Genomic DNA, 16,058 nt, shown 5'->3' on the forward strand with positions numbered 1-16,058 from the left:
CAAGCACCCACACGAATTGCTTGATTCAGTTGTTAAAGAGCGGGTGGTTAAGATCTTTCGTCTCAACCGAGGCGCGCATTCTACAGCGTCTCTTGCCTCTGTCAAGCGGTTATTTTAAGAAGTTTTCAAAGTTTCCTTATCAACTTCAACCACTTGCGCTTCGTTCGACTTAACGTCTCACATCAGCGGGAGGCGAATTCTACAGCGTTACAACCTGCTGTCAACTACCTTTTTCACCGCTGTCGATTCATGCATCTGAACCGAAGCATTCCTCGCTGCTTACTTCGTCCAACTCTTTGATTATCAAGGAGTTTTCCGTTTCGTCTGCGCCGGAAGTGGGGCGAATTATAGACACATCCAGAGAGGCGTCAACACCTAATTTGAACTTTTGGTGAAAAAGCCAAAACCCTAACGAAATCCGACACTTCCTTCTGTTTATACAGAGACTGGCCGAATAGACACGCGAGAGCATCAGCCCTCAAAGAACGCCCGCGTCACGCAACTGCATTACCTCGGTGTCTGACAACCCCAATACGCTAGTAAGAACCTCCAACGTATGCTCTCCCAACAACGGCGGCGCACGTCGGTATTCAACAGGCGTCGCTGATAAACGGATCGGGCTGGCGACCTGAGGAACAGTCCCGCCCAATGCATGCGGCAACTCAATCTGTAAACCGCGAAACTGCACCTGTGGATCTGCGAATACCTGCGCGACATCATTAATAGGCCCACATGGAACGCCTGCCCTTTCCAGCGCCGTTACCCATTCAGCTGTGGTCTTGAAGACAGTAGCCTGCCGGATCAACGGGATGAGCTCGGCACGATGCGCTACGCGCTGCTTGTTACTCGCGAACCGCGGATCGCTGGCCCACTGCGGTTGCCCAGCCACTTCTGCGAATTTGCGGAACTGACTGTCATTCCCCACCGTGAGAATGAAATCGCCATCGGCAGTGGGGAAATCCTGGTAGGGCACGATATTCGGGTGAGCATTGCCCAGGCGCCTTGGCGATATGCCCGTCGTGAGGTAATTCATTGCCTGATTCGCCAGGCATGCGACCTGCACGTCCAGCAATGCCATGTCGATGTGCTGACCAGCCCCTCCTTGATCCCGATGCGCCAGAGCAGCAAGAATCGCAGAAGTCGAATACAGCCCCGTCAAAATATCCGTCAGCGCCACGCCGACCTTGACCGGTCCTGCGCCATCTTCCCCTTCGGGACGACCGGTGAGGCTCATTAGCCCACCGAGCCCCTGGATCATGAAGTCGTAACCTGCTCGCTTGGAGTAGGGCCCCGTCTGACCAAATCCGGTAATAGAGCAATAGATGAGCCTGGGATTTTCCAGCTGCAGCGATTCGTAATCCAGACCGTAGGCCTTCAGCCCGCCAACCTTGAAGTTCTCGATGACGATATCGGACTTCGCCGCCAGCTCCCTAACCAGCCTCTGCCCTTCAGGCCGAGTGAAGTCTATAGTGACGGACTGTTTGTTACGGTTGGCAGATAGGTAGTAGGCAGCTTCGGACGTGTTTTCTCCGCGCGGATCCTTCAGAAAGGGCGGTCCCCAGGCGCGCGTGTCGTCGCCATTGCCCGGGCGCTCGATCTTGATCACCTCTGCACCCAGGTCAGCCAAAATCTGCCCTGCCCACGGGCCGGCGAGCACCCTAGACAAGTCCAGCACACGCAAATGCGATAACGCGCCCATTGCAGGCTCCTTAATAGAAGGCCTGGATGCCGGTCTGCGCGCGCCCCAGGATGAGCGCATGGACGTCATGAGTACCTTCGTAGGTATTGACCACTTCCAGGTTGACCAGATGTCTGGCGATACCGAACTCATCAGAAATGCCGTTGCCGCCCAGCATGTCACGCGCCATACGCGCGATGTCCAGCGACTTGCCGCAGGAGTTGCGTTTCATGATGGAGGTGATTTCCACGGCTGCAGTGCCCTCGTCCTTCATCCGGCCAAGACGCAGGCAGCCTTGAAGCGCCAACGTGATCTCGGTCTGCATGTCAGCGAGCTTTTTCTGAATCAGCTGATTAGCTGCGAGCGGACGGCCGAACTGCTGACGGTCCAGTGTGTATTGACGCGCGGTGTGCCAGCAAAACTCGGCAGCCCCCAAAGCGCCCCAAGAGATGCCGTAGCGGGCGGAGTTCAGGCACGTGAAAGGCCCTTTTAGACCACGGACGTCCGGGAAGATGTTCTCTTCCGGCACGAACACGTTGTCCATCACGATCTCGCCGGTGATCGAAGCGCGAAGGCCGACTTTGCCGTGAATCGCTGGAGCAGTCAGGCCTTGCCAGCCTTTTTCCAATACGAAGCCGCGGATGTCCCCAGCGTCATCTTTGCCCCAGACAACAAACACGTCGGCGATAGGGCTGTTGGTGATCCACATTTTGCTGCCGGTCAGACGGTAGCCGCCCTCGACGCTCCGCGCACGAGTGATCATCGCGCCAGGATCCGAACCATGATTGGGTTCGGTAAGGCCGAAGCAACCAATCCATTCACCCGACGCGAGCTTTGGCAGGTACTTTTGTTTTTGCGCTTCGGTACCGAATTCGTTGATAGGCACCATGACCAGAGAGGACTGCACGCTCATCATTGAGCGGTAACCGGAATCGACGCGCTCGACTTCGCGAGCGATCAAGCCGTAACACACATAATTCAGGCCGCTGCCCCCGTACTGCTCAGGGATCGTGGCGCCGAGGAGACCTATCTCACCCATCTCGCGGAAGATCGCTGGATCTGTCTTCTCATGCCGGAAGGCCTCAAGCACACGCGGCGCCAGTTTGTCCCTTGCGAACTGTTCGGCGCTGTCACGAACCATGCGCTCTTCTTCGGTGAGTTGCTGATCCAGCAACAGGGGATCAATCCAACTGAAACTTGCCTTGCCGCTCATGATTCTCTCCTCACCAAATGCGCTTCCGGATCTCCCGGAAAAGTAATGAAGCGAGCCTAGGCCTGAACCCTTCATGGAGCAAACGACGATTTCGCATCATCTTGTGCTAATTTCTCACTCCGAAACACGCCATGCAGCAGCCGGCCGACCCTTTTAAGTGAGGCAAAGGTACATGCGTCGTAAAATTCCAAGCACCGCTGCGCTGGTGAGCTTCGAGGCCGCCGCGCGGCACGAGAGCTTCACAAAGGCGGCCGAGGAGCTTTCCCTGACCCAGAGCGCAATCTGCCGACAGATCGCGAGCCTGGAAGAGTTCTTGAATGTCGGCCTGTTCCGACGTTCAAGACGGGGCGTGAAGCTGACTGAGGCAGGCCTTTCCTACAGCCGGCGCATCGCAACGCAACTCGATGCCGTTGAACGCGACACGCTGTCGGTGATGGGCCATCAGGGCGTCAATGTGATCGAACTCGCGGTGGTGCCTACATTCGGCACGCAATGGCTACTTCCGCGCCTGAAAGATTTTCAGCAGAAGCACCCTGACGTCACTATCAACTTGACCAACCGCACGCGGCCCTTTTTGTTCGCGGATACCGAATTCGACGCGGCGATCTACTTTGGTGATGCTGATTGGTCCGGTACCGATTCTCACAGACTGATGGGCGAAAACCCGATGCCAGTCTGTAGCCCTGCACTGCTTGGGGCACGGAACAGCATCAGCGCTCAAGAACTGGCCGAGATGCCGCTGCTCCAACAGACCACTCGGCCCTACGCCTGGCGGCAGTGGTTCAACTCGCTGGACATGGGCGTGGCCCGCGACATGACAGGTCCGCGTTACGAGCTATTCTCCATGCTCGCGCAGGCAGCTATGCATGACATGGGTGTGGCGCTGATCCCGCCATTCCTTATTCAGCATGAATTGGCCGAAAAGCGCCTGATGATTGCCAACCCTCACCAGCTCTCAAGCACAAAGGCGTATTACTTGATGATTCCGGAGCGCAAGACGGAATCGGCGTCACTGAAAGCGTTTCGCGACTGGCTGATTCAGCAGGCGGAGACCTACTCGCTGCCCTGAACGCTCAACCGCAACCCGGACCTCTTCATGTAGTGCTCGTCTTTAAAAACCTACAGATATCTTGATATGTCGCATTTACGACACACAGTTCTATTTTGATTCAACACTTCAATAGTCATACAAATAGCGCCCTCCAGCAGGTTCTCTGTCATTTTCAATTTCTAGCGCTCGAATTCCTTTATCTGCGTTTAATTCGTCAAAACTCATATAAATCAAGTAGTTGATTGATTTGATGCGTCAATCGGTCACAGGGTGACTTGTAGTACATTTTTAGTTCAGTTACAGAAACCCTTGAAGGCCTCTGGTATCCCCTGCAAAATGCCGCGCCCGGCTGTTTTAAAGGGCGTAGTGATCGCAATTCCAGCCCTCGGGCCGTAGCGCGCTGGCCTAATTAAAGACAATAAGATCACGCAGGAGATTTGACGTGCACATTGGAGTCCCCCTCGAAACCCAGCTTGGTGAAACCCGGGTCGCCGCCACTCCCGAAACCATCAAAAAGCTCATCGCCCAAGGCCACACGGTGACTGTTCAGAACGGCGCGGGCATTGCAGCGAGCGTGACAGACAGTGCTTATGAGGCAGCAGGTGCATTGATCGGTAGCGCCGTTGATGCGTTTGGCGCCGAACTCATCCTCAAGGTCTCCGCTCCCAGCGAAGCTGAGCTGCTGCTGATCAAAAACGGCGCAGTGGTTGTCGGGATGCTCAACCCTTTCAATAACGACATGATCGCCAGGCTGGCTGAACGCGGGATCACCGCCTTTGCCCTCGAAGCCGCGCCACGCACCTCTCGCGCGCAAAGCCTCGACGTGCTGTCTTCCCAGGCCAACATCGCCGGCTATAAGGCTGTGCTCTTGGCGGCGCATCACTACCCGCGCTTCATGCCCATGCTGATGACAGCGGCCGGTACGGTGAAAGCAGCGCGCGTGCTGATTCTCGGAGCGGGCGTTGCAGGGCTGCAGGCCATCGCCACTGCCAAGCGTCTGGGTGCGGTCATTGAGGCCTCGGACGTACGTCCGGCGGTGAAGGAACAGATCGAGTCGTTAGGGGCCAAGTTCGTTGACGTCCCTTACGAGACCGACGAGGAGCGCGAGGCTGCCGTCGGCGTCGGAGGTTACGCCCGCCCAATGCCGGCCAGCTGGATGCAGCGTCAGGCAGTGGCCGTGCACGAGCGTGCCAAGCAGGCGGACATCGTGATTACTACGGCGCTGATCCCCGGTCGCAAAGCACCGGTGCTGTTGAGCGCTGACACGGTCGCGCAGATGAAGCCCGGTTCAGTGGTGATCGATCTGGCCGCGGCGCAAGGCGGCAACTGCCCGCTGACAGTGGCCGACCAAGTCGTGGTCGAGCACGGCGTGACCATCGTCGGCCACACGAATCTACCCGCCATGGTCGCGGCGGATGCATCTGCTCTTTATGCCCGCAACCTGCTGGACTTCATGAAGCTGCTCTTCACCCCCGAAGGACAGTTCCAGATCAACCTCGAAGACGACATCGTTGCCGCGTGCCTTATGTGCCGCGATGGCCAAGTCATCCGCAAGAACGGCTGAGGATAAAAATAATGGAAGAGTTCATCTCACCCGGTATCTACAACCTGATCATTTTCGTGCTGGCCATTTACGTCGGCTACCACGTGGTCTGGAACGTGACGCCTGCGCTGCACACGCCGCTGATGGCAGTCACGAACGCTATCTCGGCCATCGTCATCGTTGGCGCCATGCTCGCCGCAGCGCTGACAGTGACACCACTGGGCAAAACCATGGGCACCTTGGCCGTCGCGCTGGCTGCGGTTAACGTCTTCGGCGGTTTTCTGGTCACCCGGCGCATGCTGGAGATGTTCAAAAAGAAAGCGCCCAAGGTTAAAGACGAGGTGACCAAGTAATGAGCATGAACCTTGTCACCTTGCTGTACCTCGTTTCGGCAATCTGCTTCATCCAGGCGCTGAAGGGGTTGTCTCACCCGACCACGTCGCGTCGAGGCAACCTGTTTGGCATGCTCGGCATGGGCCTGGCTGTTCTGACCACGATCGGACTGGTGTTTAAACTGGCCGCATTGTCCACCGACGGTGCCAGCGCCGGCATTGGCTATATCCTTGTTGGCTTGCTGGTCGGCGGCACTGCCGGTTCGATCATGGCCAAGCGCGTCGAAATGACCAAGATGCCGGAACTGGTCGCTTTCATGCACAGCATGATTGGCCTGGCAGCCGTGTTCATCGCCATCGCTGCCGTGGTCGAGCCACAGTCGCTGGGCATCGTTCACCACTTGGGCGATCCGATTCCTGCGGGCAACCGTCTGGAGTTGTTTCTTGGTGCGGCGATCGGGGCGATCACGTTCTCCGGTTCTGTCATCGCCTTCGGCAAATTATCCGGCAAATACAAATTCCGCCTGTTTCAGGGCGCACCCGTGCAGTTTGCCGGTCAGCACAAGCTCAATTTGATCCTTGGTCTGTCGACGCTACTATTCGGCATCACGTTCATGCTGACGGGTAGCCTGTTCGCGTTCAGCATCATGCTGATCCTGGCCTTCGTGATTGGCGTGCTGCTGATTATCCCGATTGGCGGCGCGGACATGCCGGTCGTGGTGTCGATGCTCAACAGTTACTCAGGTTGGGCAGCAGCAGGAATTGGCTTCTCGCTGAACAACTCGATGCTGATCATCGCAGGTTCTCTGGTCGGGTCTTCCGGCGCGATTCTGTCGTACATCATGTGCAAAGCGATGAACCGCTCGTTCTTCAACGTGATCGGTGGCGGCTTCGGTGGGGCAACGGATGCCGGTGCTGCGAGCAGCACCCAGGAAGCCCGGCCGGTTAAATCGGGATCGGCTGACGACGCGACCTTCCTGCTGACCAACGCGGATACCGTGATCATTGTTCCCGGCTACGGGCTGGCGGTCGCTCGAGCGCAGCACGCGCTTAAGGAGTTGACCGAGAAGCTGACCCACGCGGGAGTCACCGTGAAGTACGCGATCCACCCGGTGGCTGGCCGGATGCCGGGGCACATGAACGTCCTGCTGGCGGAGGCCGAGGTGCCTTACGATCAGGTGTTCGAGATGGAGGACATCAACTCCGAATTCGGTCAGGCGGACGTCGTCCTGGTGCTTGGCGCCAACGATGTGGTCAATCCGGCGGCCAAGAACGATCCCAAGTCGCCGATTGCCGGCATGCCGATCCTTGAGGCGTACAAGGCCAAGACCATCATCGTCAACAAGCGCTCCATGGCCAGCGGCTACGCGGGCCTGGATAACGAGCTGTTCTATCTGGACAAAACCATGATGGTCTTTGGTGATGCCAAAAAAGTCATCGAGGACATGGTCAAAGCGATCGAATAACCGCTGCAAACCGCGATAAAACAACCCTCGGCGCAGGTCATGGCCGAGGGTTTTTTACAGCCCGGGTAAAAGTGTTTCTCGCGCAGAGGCGCTAATTAGAGCCTTTATTGCGACCTTGGTAGCGGGACGAACAAACCTCAAATCTCTAGACTTCGCTCACGCATCTTTGTCTGAGATTAAACAACATGCACCGTGAACGAATCCGTCTGCCTTCGCTGATGAGCAAGATAATGAGCGCGGCCGACGCCGCTTCCTTGATCAAGGACGGCATGACCGTCGGTATGAGCGGCTTCACCCGCGCCGGCGAAGCCAAAGCCGTGCCCCAGGCGCTGGCTGACCGGGCCAGGACAACACCCTTGAAGATCAGCCTGATGACGGGTGCCAGCCTGGGCAACGATCTGGACAAGCAGCTGACTGAAGCCGGCGTGCTCTCCCGTCGCATGCCGTTTCAGGTCGACAGCACCCTGCGCAAGGCCATCAACGATGGCACCGTGATGTTCATTGACCAGCATTTGTCGGACACCGTCGAGCAACTGCGCAATCGCCAGATCAAGGCCGTGGATATCGCCGTGATTGAATGCGTGGCGATCACTGAAGAAGGGCACTTGGTGCTCAGCACGTCAGTCGGCAACTCGGCGAGCTTCGCCATTCTTGCCGAACACGTGATCATCGAGATCAACCTCGCACAGCCTCTGGAGCTCGAGGGGCTGCATGACATCTATATACCCACTTACCGGCCAACGCGCCTGCCGATCCCGGTGCTCAAGACCGATACCCGAATTGGTAGCCAGGCCGTGAAGATCGATCCAGCCAAGATCGTCGGCATCGTGATCAGCAATCAAACCGACTCGCCATCGACCGTGTTGCCGGCTGACACCGACACCCAGGCAATCGCAGGCCACCTGGTCGAGTTCTTCAAGAACGAAGTGCGGCTGAACCGCCTGACCAATCAACTGATGCCGCTGCAGGCGGGGGTAGGCACGATCGCCAATGCCGTCATGACAGGGCTGATCGATTCACCCTTTCACGGCATGACCATGTATTCGGAAGTGTTGCAGGACTCGACGTTCGATCTGTTCGAGGCGGGCAAGCTGGATTTTGCATCGGGCTGTTCCATGACGCTGTCCGAGCGCAAGCACTCTGCGGTCTACGACAATCTGGACCAGTACAGATCCAGACTGTTACTGCGGCCTCAGGAAATCTCCAACCATCCTGAGGTCGTCCGCCGCCTGGGCATCATCGGCATTAACACCGCTCTGGAATTCGACCTGTATGGGAACGTCAACTCCACACACGTGGGTGGCACGCGCATGATGAACGGGATAGGCGGGTCAGGCGACTTCGCCCGCAACGCCCATCTCGCCATTTTCGTAACCAAGTCCATCGCCAAGGGCGGGGCGATCTCAAGCGTAGTGCCCATGGTCAGCCATGTGGACCATACCGAACACGACGTGGACATCCTGGTGACAGAGATAGGACTGGCCGACTTGCGAGGCCTGGCACCCCGGGAGCGTGCGCGGGTCATCATCGACAACTGCGTGCATCCGGCTTACCGCGAGGCGCTGAATGATTATTTCCGCCGCGCCTGCGCAATTGGCGGTCACACCCCGCATGTGCTGCGGGATGCACTGAGCTGGCACCTTAATTTGGAAGAAACGGGTCACATGCTGGCGATCTGAAAACACAGTTTGAGGGTAGTGACGACCTTTCGTCGTCACAGTTCGTGGCCTGAACGAAAATCCTGCAAGAACTGTACTGCTGTACGGGTGATTTCGCTTAGGTAAAACAGGAAATCAGCGATGCACGCACCCAAAAAGCACACATATGGTGCAGACCCATACAGTTGCCCCACTTCTGTACAAAACAGTGGTGTTTAACAGTTAACTGGAGCAGCACAATACAAATGAACTGTGTCTAGAGAGAGAAGGGCAATGAGAGGAATATTGTCACCAATCAAGTCACTCTCTAATCCCGCCACAAGCGGAAGGAAGAAGCATCATGGAACGCACCGTCAGTTCCGAACTGTTCTACGAAGACACCGCAAAAACCGCACAAGCCTCGTTGCCGCTGCGCATGTTCGCCAACCTGATGCTCTGGCAGCGTCGTCTGTCCAGCCGCCATCAACTGGCTCGTCTGGATGCACGTTTGCTGGCCGACGCCGGTATCAGCGAATCCCAGCGTTACGAAGAGCTGAGCAAGCCGTTCTGGCGCTAATCTAGCGTCTGCTGGTCCCAGGCCACGTGCCTCTCGCCAGCAACCCGAATTGTTCAAACAAAGCCCGTCAGCAGGTTACTGCTGGCGGGTTTTGTCGTTTCAGGCCAGCGCATAGCCTGTAAGCAAAACCAGTACAGTTTTGATTGTTTTCACGCGACACCCATACAGAACAATGTTTCCAGGCGATTTCAGCAGTAATGGTCCGCACGCCGGCTGCTTGCGTAAGGCGAGGATGGTTAGCGGGCTCGCTTATAAGCTAATCTTGCGCCACCTCGACCACGCACTCGCGAGACAGCTAAGGCTGAGCTTCCGATTTCACCGTCAGTGGTTTTCGAATCCCGTTATTTTGGAGTGCCCGTATGTCTCGCGTTCGCCTGTTGAGTGCCGCTTTCCTGATCGTTGCTGCTACCGGGGCCCAGGCTTCCAGTTTCGTTGTTACAACCGACACCATTGTCCGTGCGCTGGATGCATCGTCCAATGCCACGTCGAAAATCTCGTCCTCCTTTCATGACGACAAGATCGTCCTGGCCGCTCGCGACGACGCAGCAAGCTTCGTTGCCAGCGAAGGCGAGATCCGTGGCGTGAAGCTCCAGGGCGCCTTGCAACACATCCGCGAAGTCGCACCTGGCCTGCAAGCCTCGGACGCGCAACTCGCGCAAGCGATTCTTGCCATCTGATTCAGCTTCCCGACAGGTTTCTCAAACGCGCGCCCGGGTCTTTGCACTAGCTCTGACCAGGGTCTTGCGCTAGCCTTGCGACTCGTTTCGCAGAACCTGAACAGCCCTGAATAGCCATGCATTCGTTGTCTCGCTTAGTGCTTGCCGTCACCGCCACCTTGAGTATTTCCACTCAGGTTATGGCGTTCGATGTGACCACACAAAGCCTGGTCAAAACCGGATACGCCACCAGCCAGGTGACGACCGGGCCTTTCGATAGCAAGTTAATAATTGCCGCCCAGGATGATGCTGCAGTGTTTGTCGCCAGTGACGGCTAACTGCGAGGAGCACGGCTGGAATCGGCGCTGGCGTACCTGCGTCAATCCCGTCCAAAACTTCATGCAAGCGACCTTGAACTGGCGCAGGCAATCCTCGTCCAATAATCACTTTTTTGTAACTTCCGTATTTTGGAGACGTTCCATGCGTACCCCGTTGATCGCTGCCGCCCTCGGCCTGCTCTTGCTGACTGATATGGCACAGGCACAAACCCTGAAGGCCACCAGTAACATCGTCGTTCGCGCCCTCGGCCGCAGCATCGATTTCACCTCTGACACCACCTCCTCGGTGCGCAACTGGAAACTCGTGCTTGAAGCGCGTGACGATGCCGCCAGCTATGTCGCCAGCAACGGCGATATCCACGGCGCACTCCTCGACGCAGCCTTCATCACCCTGCGCGATCGTCTGCCTGAAGCACGCACTGCCAGTGATCAGGACCTCGCCGAGGCCATCCTCGCACTGTGAAACACCTCGCTGTCTGGCTGCTGACGTCGGCGCTCTCGCTGATTTGCACGAGCGCCTTCGCCGACCTCAGCCTGTCGCTGCATACCGACGGGCTCAGTCCTGCCCAACAAAAGGCCAGCCAGACATTGCTCGACGAAGCCATGGCGCATCTGCCGCCGCTGTTCGTCAGCAAGCTTGATCGCAAGGTCGAAGTGCATTGGACAGACGACATGCCGTCCAATGCCTACGGTCGTGCGGACGGTCCTTACCGGCTGGACCTGAATCAGAACCTGCTCGCAGGGCTGACTGACGGCAGCGCAGCAACGACCCGAACCAACCGTCCCCACGGCACCGTGCGCGAGGAAATGCTCGCTACGGTGCTGCATGAGCTGACCCACATTTATGATCACGCGCAGCTCTGGTCCCCTGAAGACCGCAAGCTGATCGTTGCCTGTGCCCGGCAGGGCAAGAGCGTAGGCAAGGTTGGCCTGCGTGACAGCTGCCGGGGCCAGACCGACCGACGCTTCACGTTGAGCGATGATCCGCGGCTTCTGGATCTGGCTGGCTGGCCGCAGTACGTCGGCCGCCGCGGTGACAGGGAAGAGCGCAACGGCCAGGTCGCGCGCAGTCCGGACATCTACGAAATCAGCAGCCCGCTGGAATTCGTTGCGGTGAACATGGAGTACTTCCTCCTCGATCCGGCTTATGCCTGCCGCCGCCCGGCCCTGTACGACTATTACAAGGATCGGTTCGACTGGGCGCCAGCGGCGAAGGATCAGTGTCCGACGTCCTATCCTTATCTCAACGCCGGGAACGACTTTGCCCGAGAGCCGCTGGGCAAGCTCGACCCCGAACGCGTATACGAAGTCGATTACCTGCTGGCCGAAGCCAACCAGAATCTGGCGAGCCGTTGGGGCCATAGCATGCTGCGGCTGGTGATCTGCAAGCCCGGTCGCCCGCGCGGCCCCGATTGCCGGCTGGATCTGGATCAGCACTTGGTGCTGTCGTACCGCGCCTTTGTAAACGATCTGCAGCTGTCCAGCTGGAGCGGTTTGACCGGCAAGTACCCGTCGCGCCTGTTTGTCCTGCCACTGGGTCAGGTGATCGATGAGTACACCAAGACCGAACTGCGCGGCCTGGCCTCGGTCCCGCTGAAACTGTCCCGCGAAGAGATCAACGGTCTGGTTCAGCATGCTGCCGAGATGCACTGGGCATACGACGGGGATTACTGGTTCCTGTCCAATAACTGTGCGGTGGAAAACCTGAAGCTGCTTCGCAGTGGCACTAACGATCCGCGGCTTGTCGGGCTGGACAGCATCATGCCCAACGGGTTGCTGGAAGTCCTGAAGGGCAGAGGGCTGGCGGACACCAGCGTGCTGGACGATCCGAAGAAAGCGCTGCGCATGGGCTACCGCTTCGACTCGTACCGAGACCGTTACCAGGCGATGTTCGATGTGTTGCGCAAGACCACCCGTGTCAAGCAAACCACGGTGGAAGACTGGCTGGCACTGACGCCCCAAGAGCGACGCCCTTATTTCGCTCAGGCGGATCTACGCACCAGCGCGGCGATGCTGCTGCTGGAACAGGCCGGGCTGCGTCGTCAGTTGTTGCTCGCGCAGGATGAGGTCAAACAGCGATACCTCAGTGCCGTGGAGCAAAAGGATAACGGCGTCTCCAGGGCGACTGGCACGCTGCAGGACATTCTGGCCAACAGCGGATTTCTGAGTCGCCCGGCGGAACTGCTCGGAAGCGGCGGCTACGGTCTGCCGCAGGAAGGCGAGTGGCAGCGTCTGGAAGACGAGAGCAGTCAGCGGCAGAAACAGCTTCAGCGGCTCAGCGGCGATCTGGACAAAGAGGTGAGGGCGCTGCTCGATCCCGACCGCGCTGCCGAGATTGCTGCGACCGAAGACAATCTCAAGCAAGTCGGCGAACACCTGCGGGCATTGCACAAGGCGTCGGGCGGGCTGGAGCTGCCTTGATCGTTCCCCAGATGCACGCTGCGCGATGACTCAGGCAGTTTCACCTGGCTCACCCGGCAGATGCTCGTCCAGGTGTAGCCAGGGCAGGCGGCTGTCGGTCCAGATGTGTCGATCGGCAGGCGTCAGCTCCGGGTGATCAAGGGTCGCGATGGTCACGTCCATGGTTTCCGGGCTATTGCGGCTGAACAGCGCGACCTGCGCCCCACAGTTATTGCAGAAATACCTGACGCACGTCGGCCCTGAATCATAGGCGGTCGGACTTCCCGCCAGCCATTTGAACGTATCGACAGGCACGCTGGTCCACGTCATCACGATGCCGCCTGACGTGCGCCGACAAATCGAACAGTGGCAGTGGGCAACATCATCCAAGGGCCCATCAAGCTGGTAACGCAGATTGCCACAATGGCATCCGCCGGTATGCAATTCACTCATGAGCACTCTCCCGGTTATGTATGGGTCTGACCGCATCCTGAGGTCGATAACTCAAACTCCCGCTCGTCAACTTCAGAAGTGCAACGAAAGCTGGCTGAAAGCTTCCCCGTTTAGCATCACCTCACCGCCGGCGACAGACCGGTCGGCCAGGACGAACGCGCTTGACGTTCTCCGGCCCATCTACAACAACAATTAGGTGATTCCCGATGCTTGCATGTGCCCTGCAGTACCCCCTCCGTACTACCCGACTCCACGCGCCGCTCGTCTTGAGCTGATCGATTCGTCTCGTCCGTTCCCACGCCGCGTAACGCTGGAGTATTGCTATGTTGACCTTCCTCGGCTTCGCCATGGTCGTTGCTTTCATGTACCTGATCATGAGCAAGCGCCTGTCAGCGCTGATTGCCTTGATCATCGTTCCTATCGTTTTTGCCTTGTTCGGTGGCTTTGCCTCGGAAATCGGCCCAATGATGCTGGCCGGCATCACCAAGCTGGCGCCAACGGGCGTGATGCTGATGTTCGCCATTCTTTACTTCGCACTGATGATCGACTCCGGACTGTTCGACCCGGCCGTGCGCAAGATCCTCAAGCTGGTGAAGGGCGACCCGGTCAAGGTGTCGGTCGGTACGGCGGTGTTGGCGCTGGTTGTCTCGCTGGACGGTGACGGCGCCACGACGTACATGATCTGCGTGGCCGCCATGCTGCCGCTGTACAGCCGTCTGGGCATGAGTCCGCGCATCATGGCCGGCTTGATCATTCTGGCCGGCGGCGTGATGAACATGACCCCATGGGGCGGCCCGACCGCGCGTGCGGCGAGTGCTTTGCATGTCGATCCATCCGACATCTTCGTGCCCATGATTCCGGCGATGCTGGCAGGCGTTGTGGCGATTCTGGTGATCGCCTACTTCTACGGCAAACGCGAGCGTGCGCGCTTGGGTGAGCTGCACTTGCCCGGTGACGAAGGCGATCACAGCGACATCAGCGTTTCCCAGTTTCCTGAAGCCCGCCGCCCCAAGCTGATCTGGTTCAACGGTGCTCTGACACTGGCGCTGATGGTCGCGTTGATCATGGGCCTGCTGCCGCTGCCGGTGCTGTTCATGATCGCATTCAGTATCGCGATGATCGTCAACTACCCGTGCCTGCAAGCGCAGAAAGACCGCGTTGCGGCCCACGCCGGCAGCGTGCTGGCGGTGGTCGGACTGATTTTTGCTGCGGGGATCTTTACCGGTATCCTGTCCGGCACCGGAATGGTTGACGCGATGTCGAAGAGCCTGCTGGCCGTGATCCCTGAAGCGATGGGTCCTTATCTGGCCGTCATCACTGCCGTGGTCAGCATGCCGTTCACCTTCTTCATGTCCAACGATGCGTTCTACTACGGCGTGCTGCCGGTACTGGCCGAAGCCGCTGCGCATTACGGCATCAGCCCGGTGGAAATGGCACGTGCCTCGATCGTCGGCCAGCCCGTCCACCTGTTGAGCCCACTGGTGCCTTCGACGTATCTGCTGGTGGCACTGGCGGGCATCGAGTTCGGTGATCACCAGCGCTTTACCCTCAAATGGGCCGTGCTGGTGTGCGTGTGCATTCTGATCGCTGCGCTGCTGATGGGGATTTTTCCGTTCTTCAGCAGTCTATAACGCAACTCAACGCTCCCTCTGACGCCGCCGCGCCAGCGGGAATACGAACGTTTAAAGGAATACGTAATGGAATGGCTGACCAACCCTGAGATCTGGGTTGCTTTCTTCACGCTGACTGCCCTGGAAATCGTGCTGGGCATCGACAACATCATCATGATCTCGATTCTGGTCAGCCGCATGCCCAAGGCGATGCAGCCGCGCACTCGCATCTTCGGTCTGGCACTGGCGATGGTGACGCGGATTCTGCTGCTGCTGTCGATCACCTGGGTCATGCGCCTGACCGACGACCTGTTCGTGGTCTGGGGCCAGGGCATTTCCGGACGCGATCTGATCCTGTTCTTCGGTGGTCTGTTTCTGTTGTGGAAGAGCTCTCAAGAGATTTACCACGGCATGGAAGGCGAGGAAGAGACGCTGGACGAGCCGAAAGGCAAGGGCGGCATGTTTCTGTACACCATCCTTCAGATTGCAATCATCGACATCGTATTCTCGCTGGATTCGGTCATCACCGCCGTCGGCATGGTTTCCCACGTACCGGTGATGGTCGCGGCGATTATCGTGGCTGTGCTGATCATGATGCTGTGCGCGGGCGTCATCAGCGATTTCATCGAGAAGCACCCTTCGCTGAAGATGCTGGCGCTGTCGTTCCTGATCGTCGTCGGTACCGTGCTGATTGCCGAGTCGTTCGATGTGCATGTGCCGAAAGGCTACGTTTACTTCGCCATGGCGTTCTCGCTGGCGGTCGAAGCGATCAACATCAAGATGCGCACGTCGATGGCTAAAAAGCGTGCGATGCAGGACCCGGTGAAACTTCGCAAGGACGTGCCGGGTCAATAACGTCCGCCGCGCGAACGTCAAAACAACGGGGCTGTGAATGCCCCGTTTTTTATTGGCAGGGCGCTAAGGTGGGGCTTTCAAACACCTGATTTGTTACAGATTTGTTTCAAGAAATAATCCGCTGTGCCATGCTGGCATTAAGGCCACAGGCCGACTAAAGCTTAGTTGAGCGCGCTGCCGATGCACCTCAAGCGCTTACGCTCGCTAGACGCTGGACCTTTTAACTTTGCCCGATGGGCAACCTACAGG

General features: G+C 58.0%; 14 protein-coding genes and 1 pseudogene. 12 read left to right on the forward strand and 3 right to left on the reverse strand.

Translation table 11 applies throughout. The annotated features are described in order from the left end of the window. Positions 1-478: 478 nt before the first annotated feature. The gene (locus ACQKEN_RS14180; RefSeq protein WP_427686351.1) at positions 479-1,699 is read right to left on the reverse strand and encodes a CaiB/BaiF CoA transferase family protein; all 1,221 of its coding nucleotides are present in this window, start codon (positions 1,697-1,699) and stop codon (positions 479-481) included. Between the two features lie 10 nt (positions 1,700-1,709). Beyond that, entirely contained in the window at positions 1,710-2,891 is a 1,182-nt protein-coding gene (locus ACQKEN_RS14185; RefSeq protein WP_122534346.1) for an acyl-CoA dehydrogenase, read from the reverse strand. A 172-nt stretch (positions 2,892-3,063) separates the two neighbouring features. Here ACQKEN_RS14185 and ACQKEN_RS14190 point away from each other — a divergent pair, with 172 nt between their 5' ends. From ACQKEN_RS14190 to ACQKEN_RS14235, 10 genes and pseudogenes are all read left to right on the forward strand, one after another. Further along, positions 3,064-3,960 carry a LysR family transcriptional regulator gene (locus ACQKEN_RS14190; protein WP_427686353.1) on the forward strand — a complete coding sequence of 299 codons (897 nt, stop codon included), beginning with the start codon at positions 3,064-3,066 and terminating at the stop codon, positions 3,958-3,960. Positions 3,961-4,384: 424 nt separating this feature from the next. Further along, positions 4,385-5,506, forward strand: a complete 1,122-nt coding sequence (locus ACQKEN_RS14195; RefSeq protein ID WP_427686355.1) for a Re/Si-specific NAD(P)(+) transhydrogenase subunit alpha — start codon at positions 4,385-4,387, stop codon at positions 5,504-5,506. Between the two features lie 11 nt (positions 5,507-5,517). After that, positions 5,518-5,838 (forward strand): NAD(P) transhydrogenase subunit alpha, encoded by a 321-nt coding sequence (locus ACQKEN_RS14200; protein ID WP_427686357.1) that lies wholly within the window; start codon positions 5,518-5,520, stop codon positions 5,836-5,838. Continuing rightward, positions 5,838-7,283 carry an NAD(P)(+) transhydrogenase (Re/Si-specific) subunit beta gene (locus ACQKEN_RS14205; protein ID WP_427686359.1) on the forward strand — a complete coding sequence of 482 codons (1,446 nt, stop codon included), beginning with the start codon at positions 5,838-5,840 and terminating at the stop codon, positions 7,281-7,283. The genes ACQKEN_RS14200 and ACQKEN_RS14205 overlap by 1 nt, the downstream gene beginning before the upstream one ends. Positions 7,284-7,468: 185 nt before the next feature. Further along, positions 7,469-8,962, forward strand: coding sequence for an acetyl-CoA hydrolase/transferase family protein (locus tag ACQKEN_RS14210; RefSeq protein ID WP_427686360.1), 1,494 nt, complete (start codon positions 7,469-7,471; stop codon positions 8,960-8,962). Positions 8,963-9,281: 319 nt separating this feature from the next. After that, entirely contained in the window at positions 9,282-9,497 is a 216-nt protein-coding gene (locus tag ACQKEN_RS14215; protein WP_093466716.1) for a DUF1127 domain-containing protein, read from the forward strand. A 359-nt stretch (positions 9,498-9,856) separates the two neighbouring features. Next, entirely contained in the window at positions 9,857-10,174 is a 318-nt protein-coding gene (locus ACQKEN_RS14220; RefSeq protein WP_133774179.1) for a DUF2388 domain-containing protein, read from the forward strand. A gap of 116 nt (positions 10,175-10,290) precedes the next feature. Beyond that, positions 10,291-10,596, forward strand: a pseudogene (locus tag ACQKEN_RS14225) (DUF2388 domain-containing protein). 37 nt (positions 10,597-10,633) lie between these two features. Then, positions 10,634-10,954 (forward strand): DUF2388 domain-containing protein, encoded by a 321-nt coding sequence (locus tag ACQKEN_RS14230; protein ID WP_133774174.1) that lies wholly within the window; start codon positions 10,634-10,636, stop codon positions 10,952-10,954. Then, positions 10,951-12,912, forward strand: coding sequence for a DUF4105 domain-containing protein (locus ACQKEN_RS14235; RefSeq protein WP_427686363.1), 1,962 nt, complete (start codon positions 10,951-10,953; stop codon positions 12,910-12,912). Before ACQKEN_RS14230 ends, ACQKEN_RS14235 begins: the two co-directional genes overlap by 4 nt. A gap of 30 nt (positions 12,913-12,942) precedes the next feature. Here ACQKEN_RS14235 and ACQKEN_RS14240 read toward each other — a convergent pair whose 3' ends face one another. Next, positions 12,943-13,344 (reverse strand): GFA family protein, encoded by a 402-nt coding sequence (locus tag ACQKEN_RS14240; RefSeq protein ID WP_427686365.1) that lies wholly within the window; start codon positions 13,342-13,344, stop codon positions 12,943-12,945. A 323-nt stretch (positions 13,345-13,667) separates the two neighbouring features. Here ACQKEN_RS14240 and ACQKEN_RS14245 point away from each other — a divergent pair, with 323 nt between their 5' ends. Together ACQKEN_RS14245 and ACQKEN_RS14250 are read left to right on the forward strand one after the other, a co-directional pair. After that, positions 13,668-14,975 (forward strand): CitMHS family transporter, encoded by a 1,308-nt coding sequence (locus tag ACQKEN_RS14245; RefSeq protein WP_427686367.1) that lies wholly within the window; start codon positions 13,668-13,670, stop codon positions 14,973-14,975. Positions 14,976-15,041: 66 nt separating this feature from the next. Next, positions 15,042-15,809 (forward strand): TerC family protein, encoded by a 768-nt coding sequence (locus ACQKEN_RS14250; protein WP_108121304.1) that lies wholly within the window; start codon positions 15,042-15,044, stop codon positions 15,807-15,809. Positions 15,810-16,058 lie beyond the last annotated feature (249 nt).

Origin of the sequence: Pseudomonas sp. NPDC078416, assembly GCF_050268485.1 — a bacterium.
In the GTDB taxonomy this organism is placed as follows: Bacteria; Pseudomonadota; Gammaproteobacteria; order Pseudomonadales; family Pseudomonadaceae; genus Aquipseudomonas.

Bases quoted from the DNA above. Each gene is read 5' to 3' on its own strand.
- ACQKEN_RS14190 (WP_427686353.1), top strand. From the start codon at position 3,064: ATGCGTCGTAAAATTCCAAGCACCGCTGCGCTGGTGAGCTTCGAGGCC.
- ACQKEN_RS14245 (WP_427686367.1), top strand. From the start codon at position 13,668: ATGTTGACCTTCCTCGGCTTCGCCATGGTCGTTGCTTTCATGTACCTG.
- ACQKEN_RS14205 (WP_427686359.1), top strand. From the start codon at position 5,838: ATGAGCATGAACCTTGTCACCTTGCTGTACCTCGTTTCGGCAATCTGC.
- ACQKEN_RS14185 (WP_122534346.1), bottom strand. From the start codon at position 2,891: ATGAGCGGCAAGGCAAGTTTCAGTTGGATTGATCCCCTGTTGCTGGAT.
- ACQKEN_RS14230 (WP_133774174.1), top strand. From the start codon at position 10,634: ATGCGTACCCCGTTGATCGCTGCCGCCCTCGGCCTGCTCTTGCTGACT.
- ACQKEN_RS14215 (WP_093466716.1), top strand. From the start codon at position 9,282: ATGGAACGCACCGTCAGTTCCGAACTGTTCTACGAAGACACCGCAAAA.
- ACQKEN_RS14240 (WP_427686365.1), bottom strand. From the start codon at position 13,344: ATGAGTGAATTGCATACCGGCGGATGCCATTGTGGCAATCTGCGTTAC.
- ACQKEN_RS14180 (WP_427686351.1), bottom strand. From the start codon at position 1,699: ATGGGCGCGTTATCGCATTTGCGTGTGCTGGACTTGTCTAGGGTGCTC.
- ACQKEN_RS14220 (WP_133774179.1), top strand. From the start codon at position 9,857: ATGTCTCGCGTTCGCCTGTTGAGTGCCGCTTTCCTGATCGTTGCTGCT.
- ACQKEN_RS14200 (WP_427686357.1), top strand. From the start codon at position 5,518: ATGGAAGAGTTCATCTCACCCGGTATCTACAACCTGATCATTTTCGTG.
- ACQKEN_RS14210 (WP_427686360.1), top strand. From the start codon at position 7,469: ATGCACCGTGAACGAATCCGTCTGCCTTCGCTGATGAGCAAGATAATG.
- ACQKEN_RS14250 (WP_108121304.1), top strand. From the start codon at position 15,042: ATGGAATGGCTGACCAACCCTGAGATCTGGGTTGCTTTCTTCACGCTG.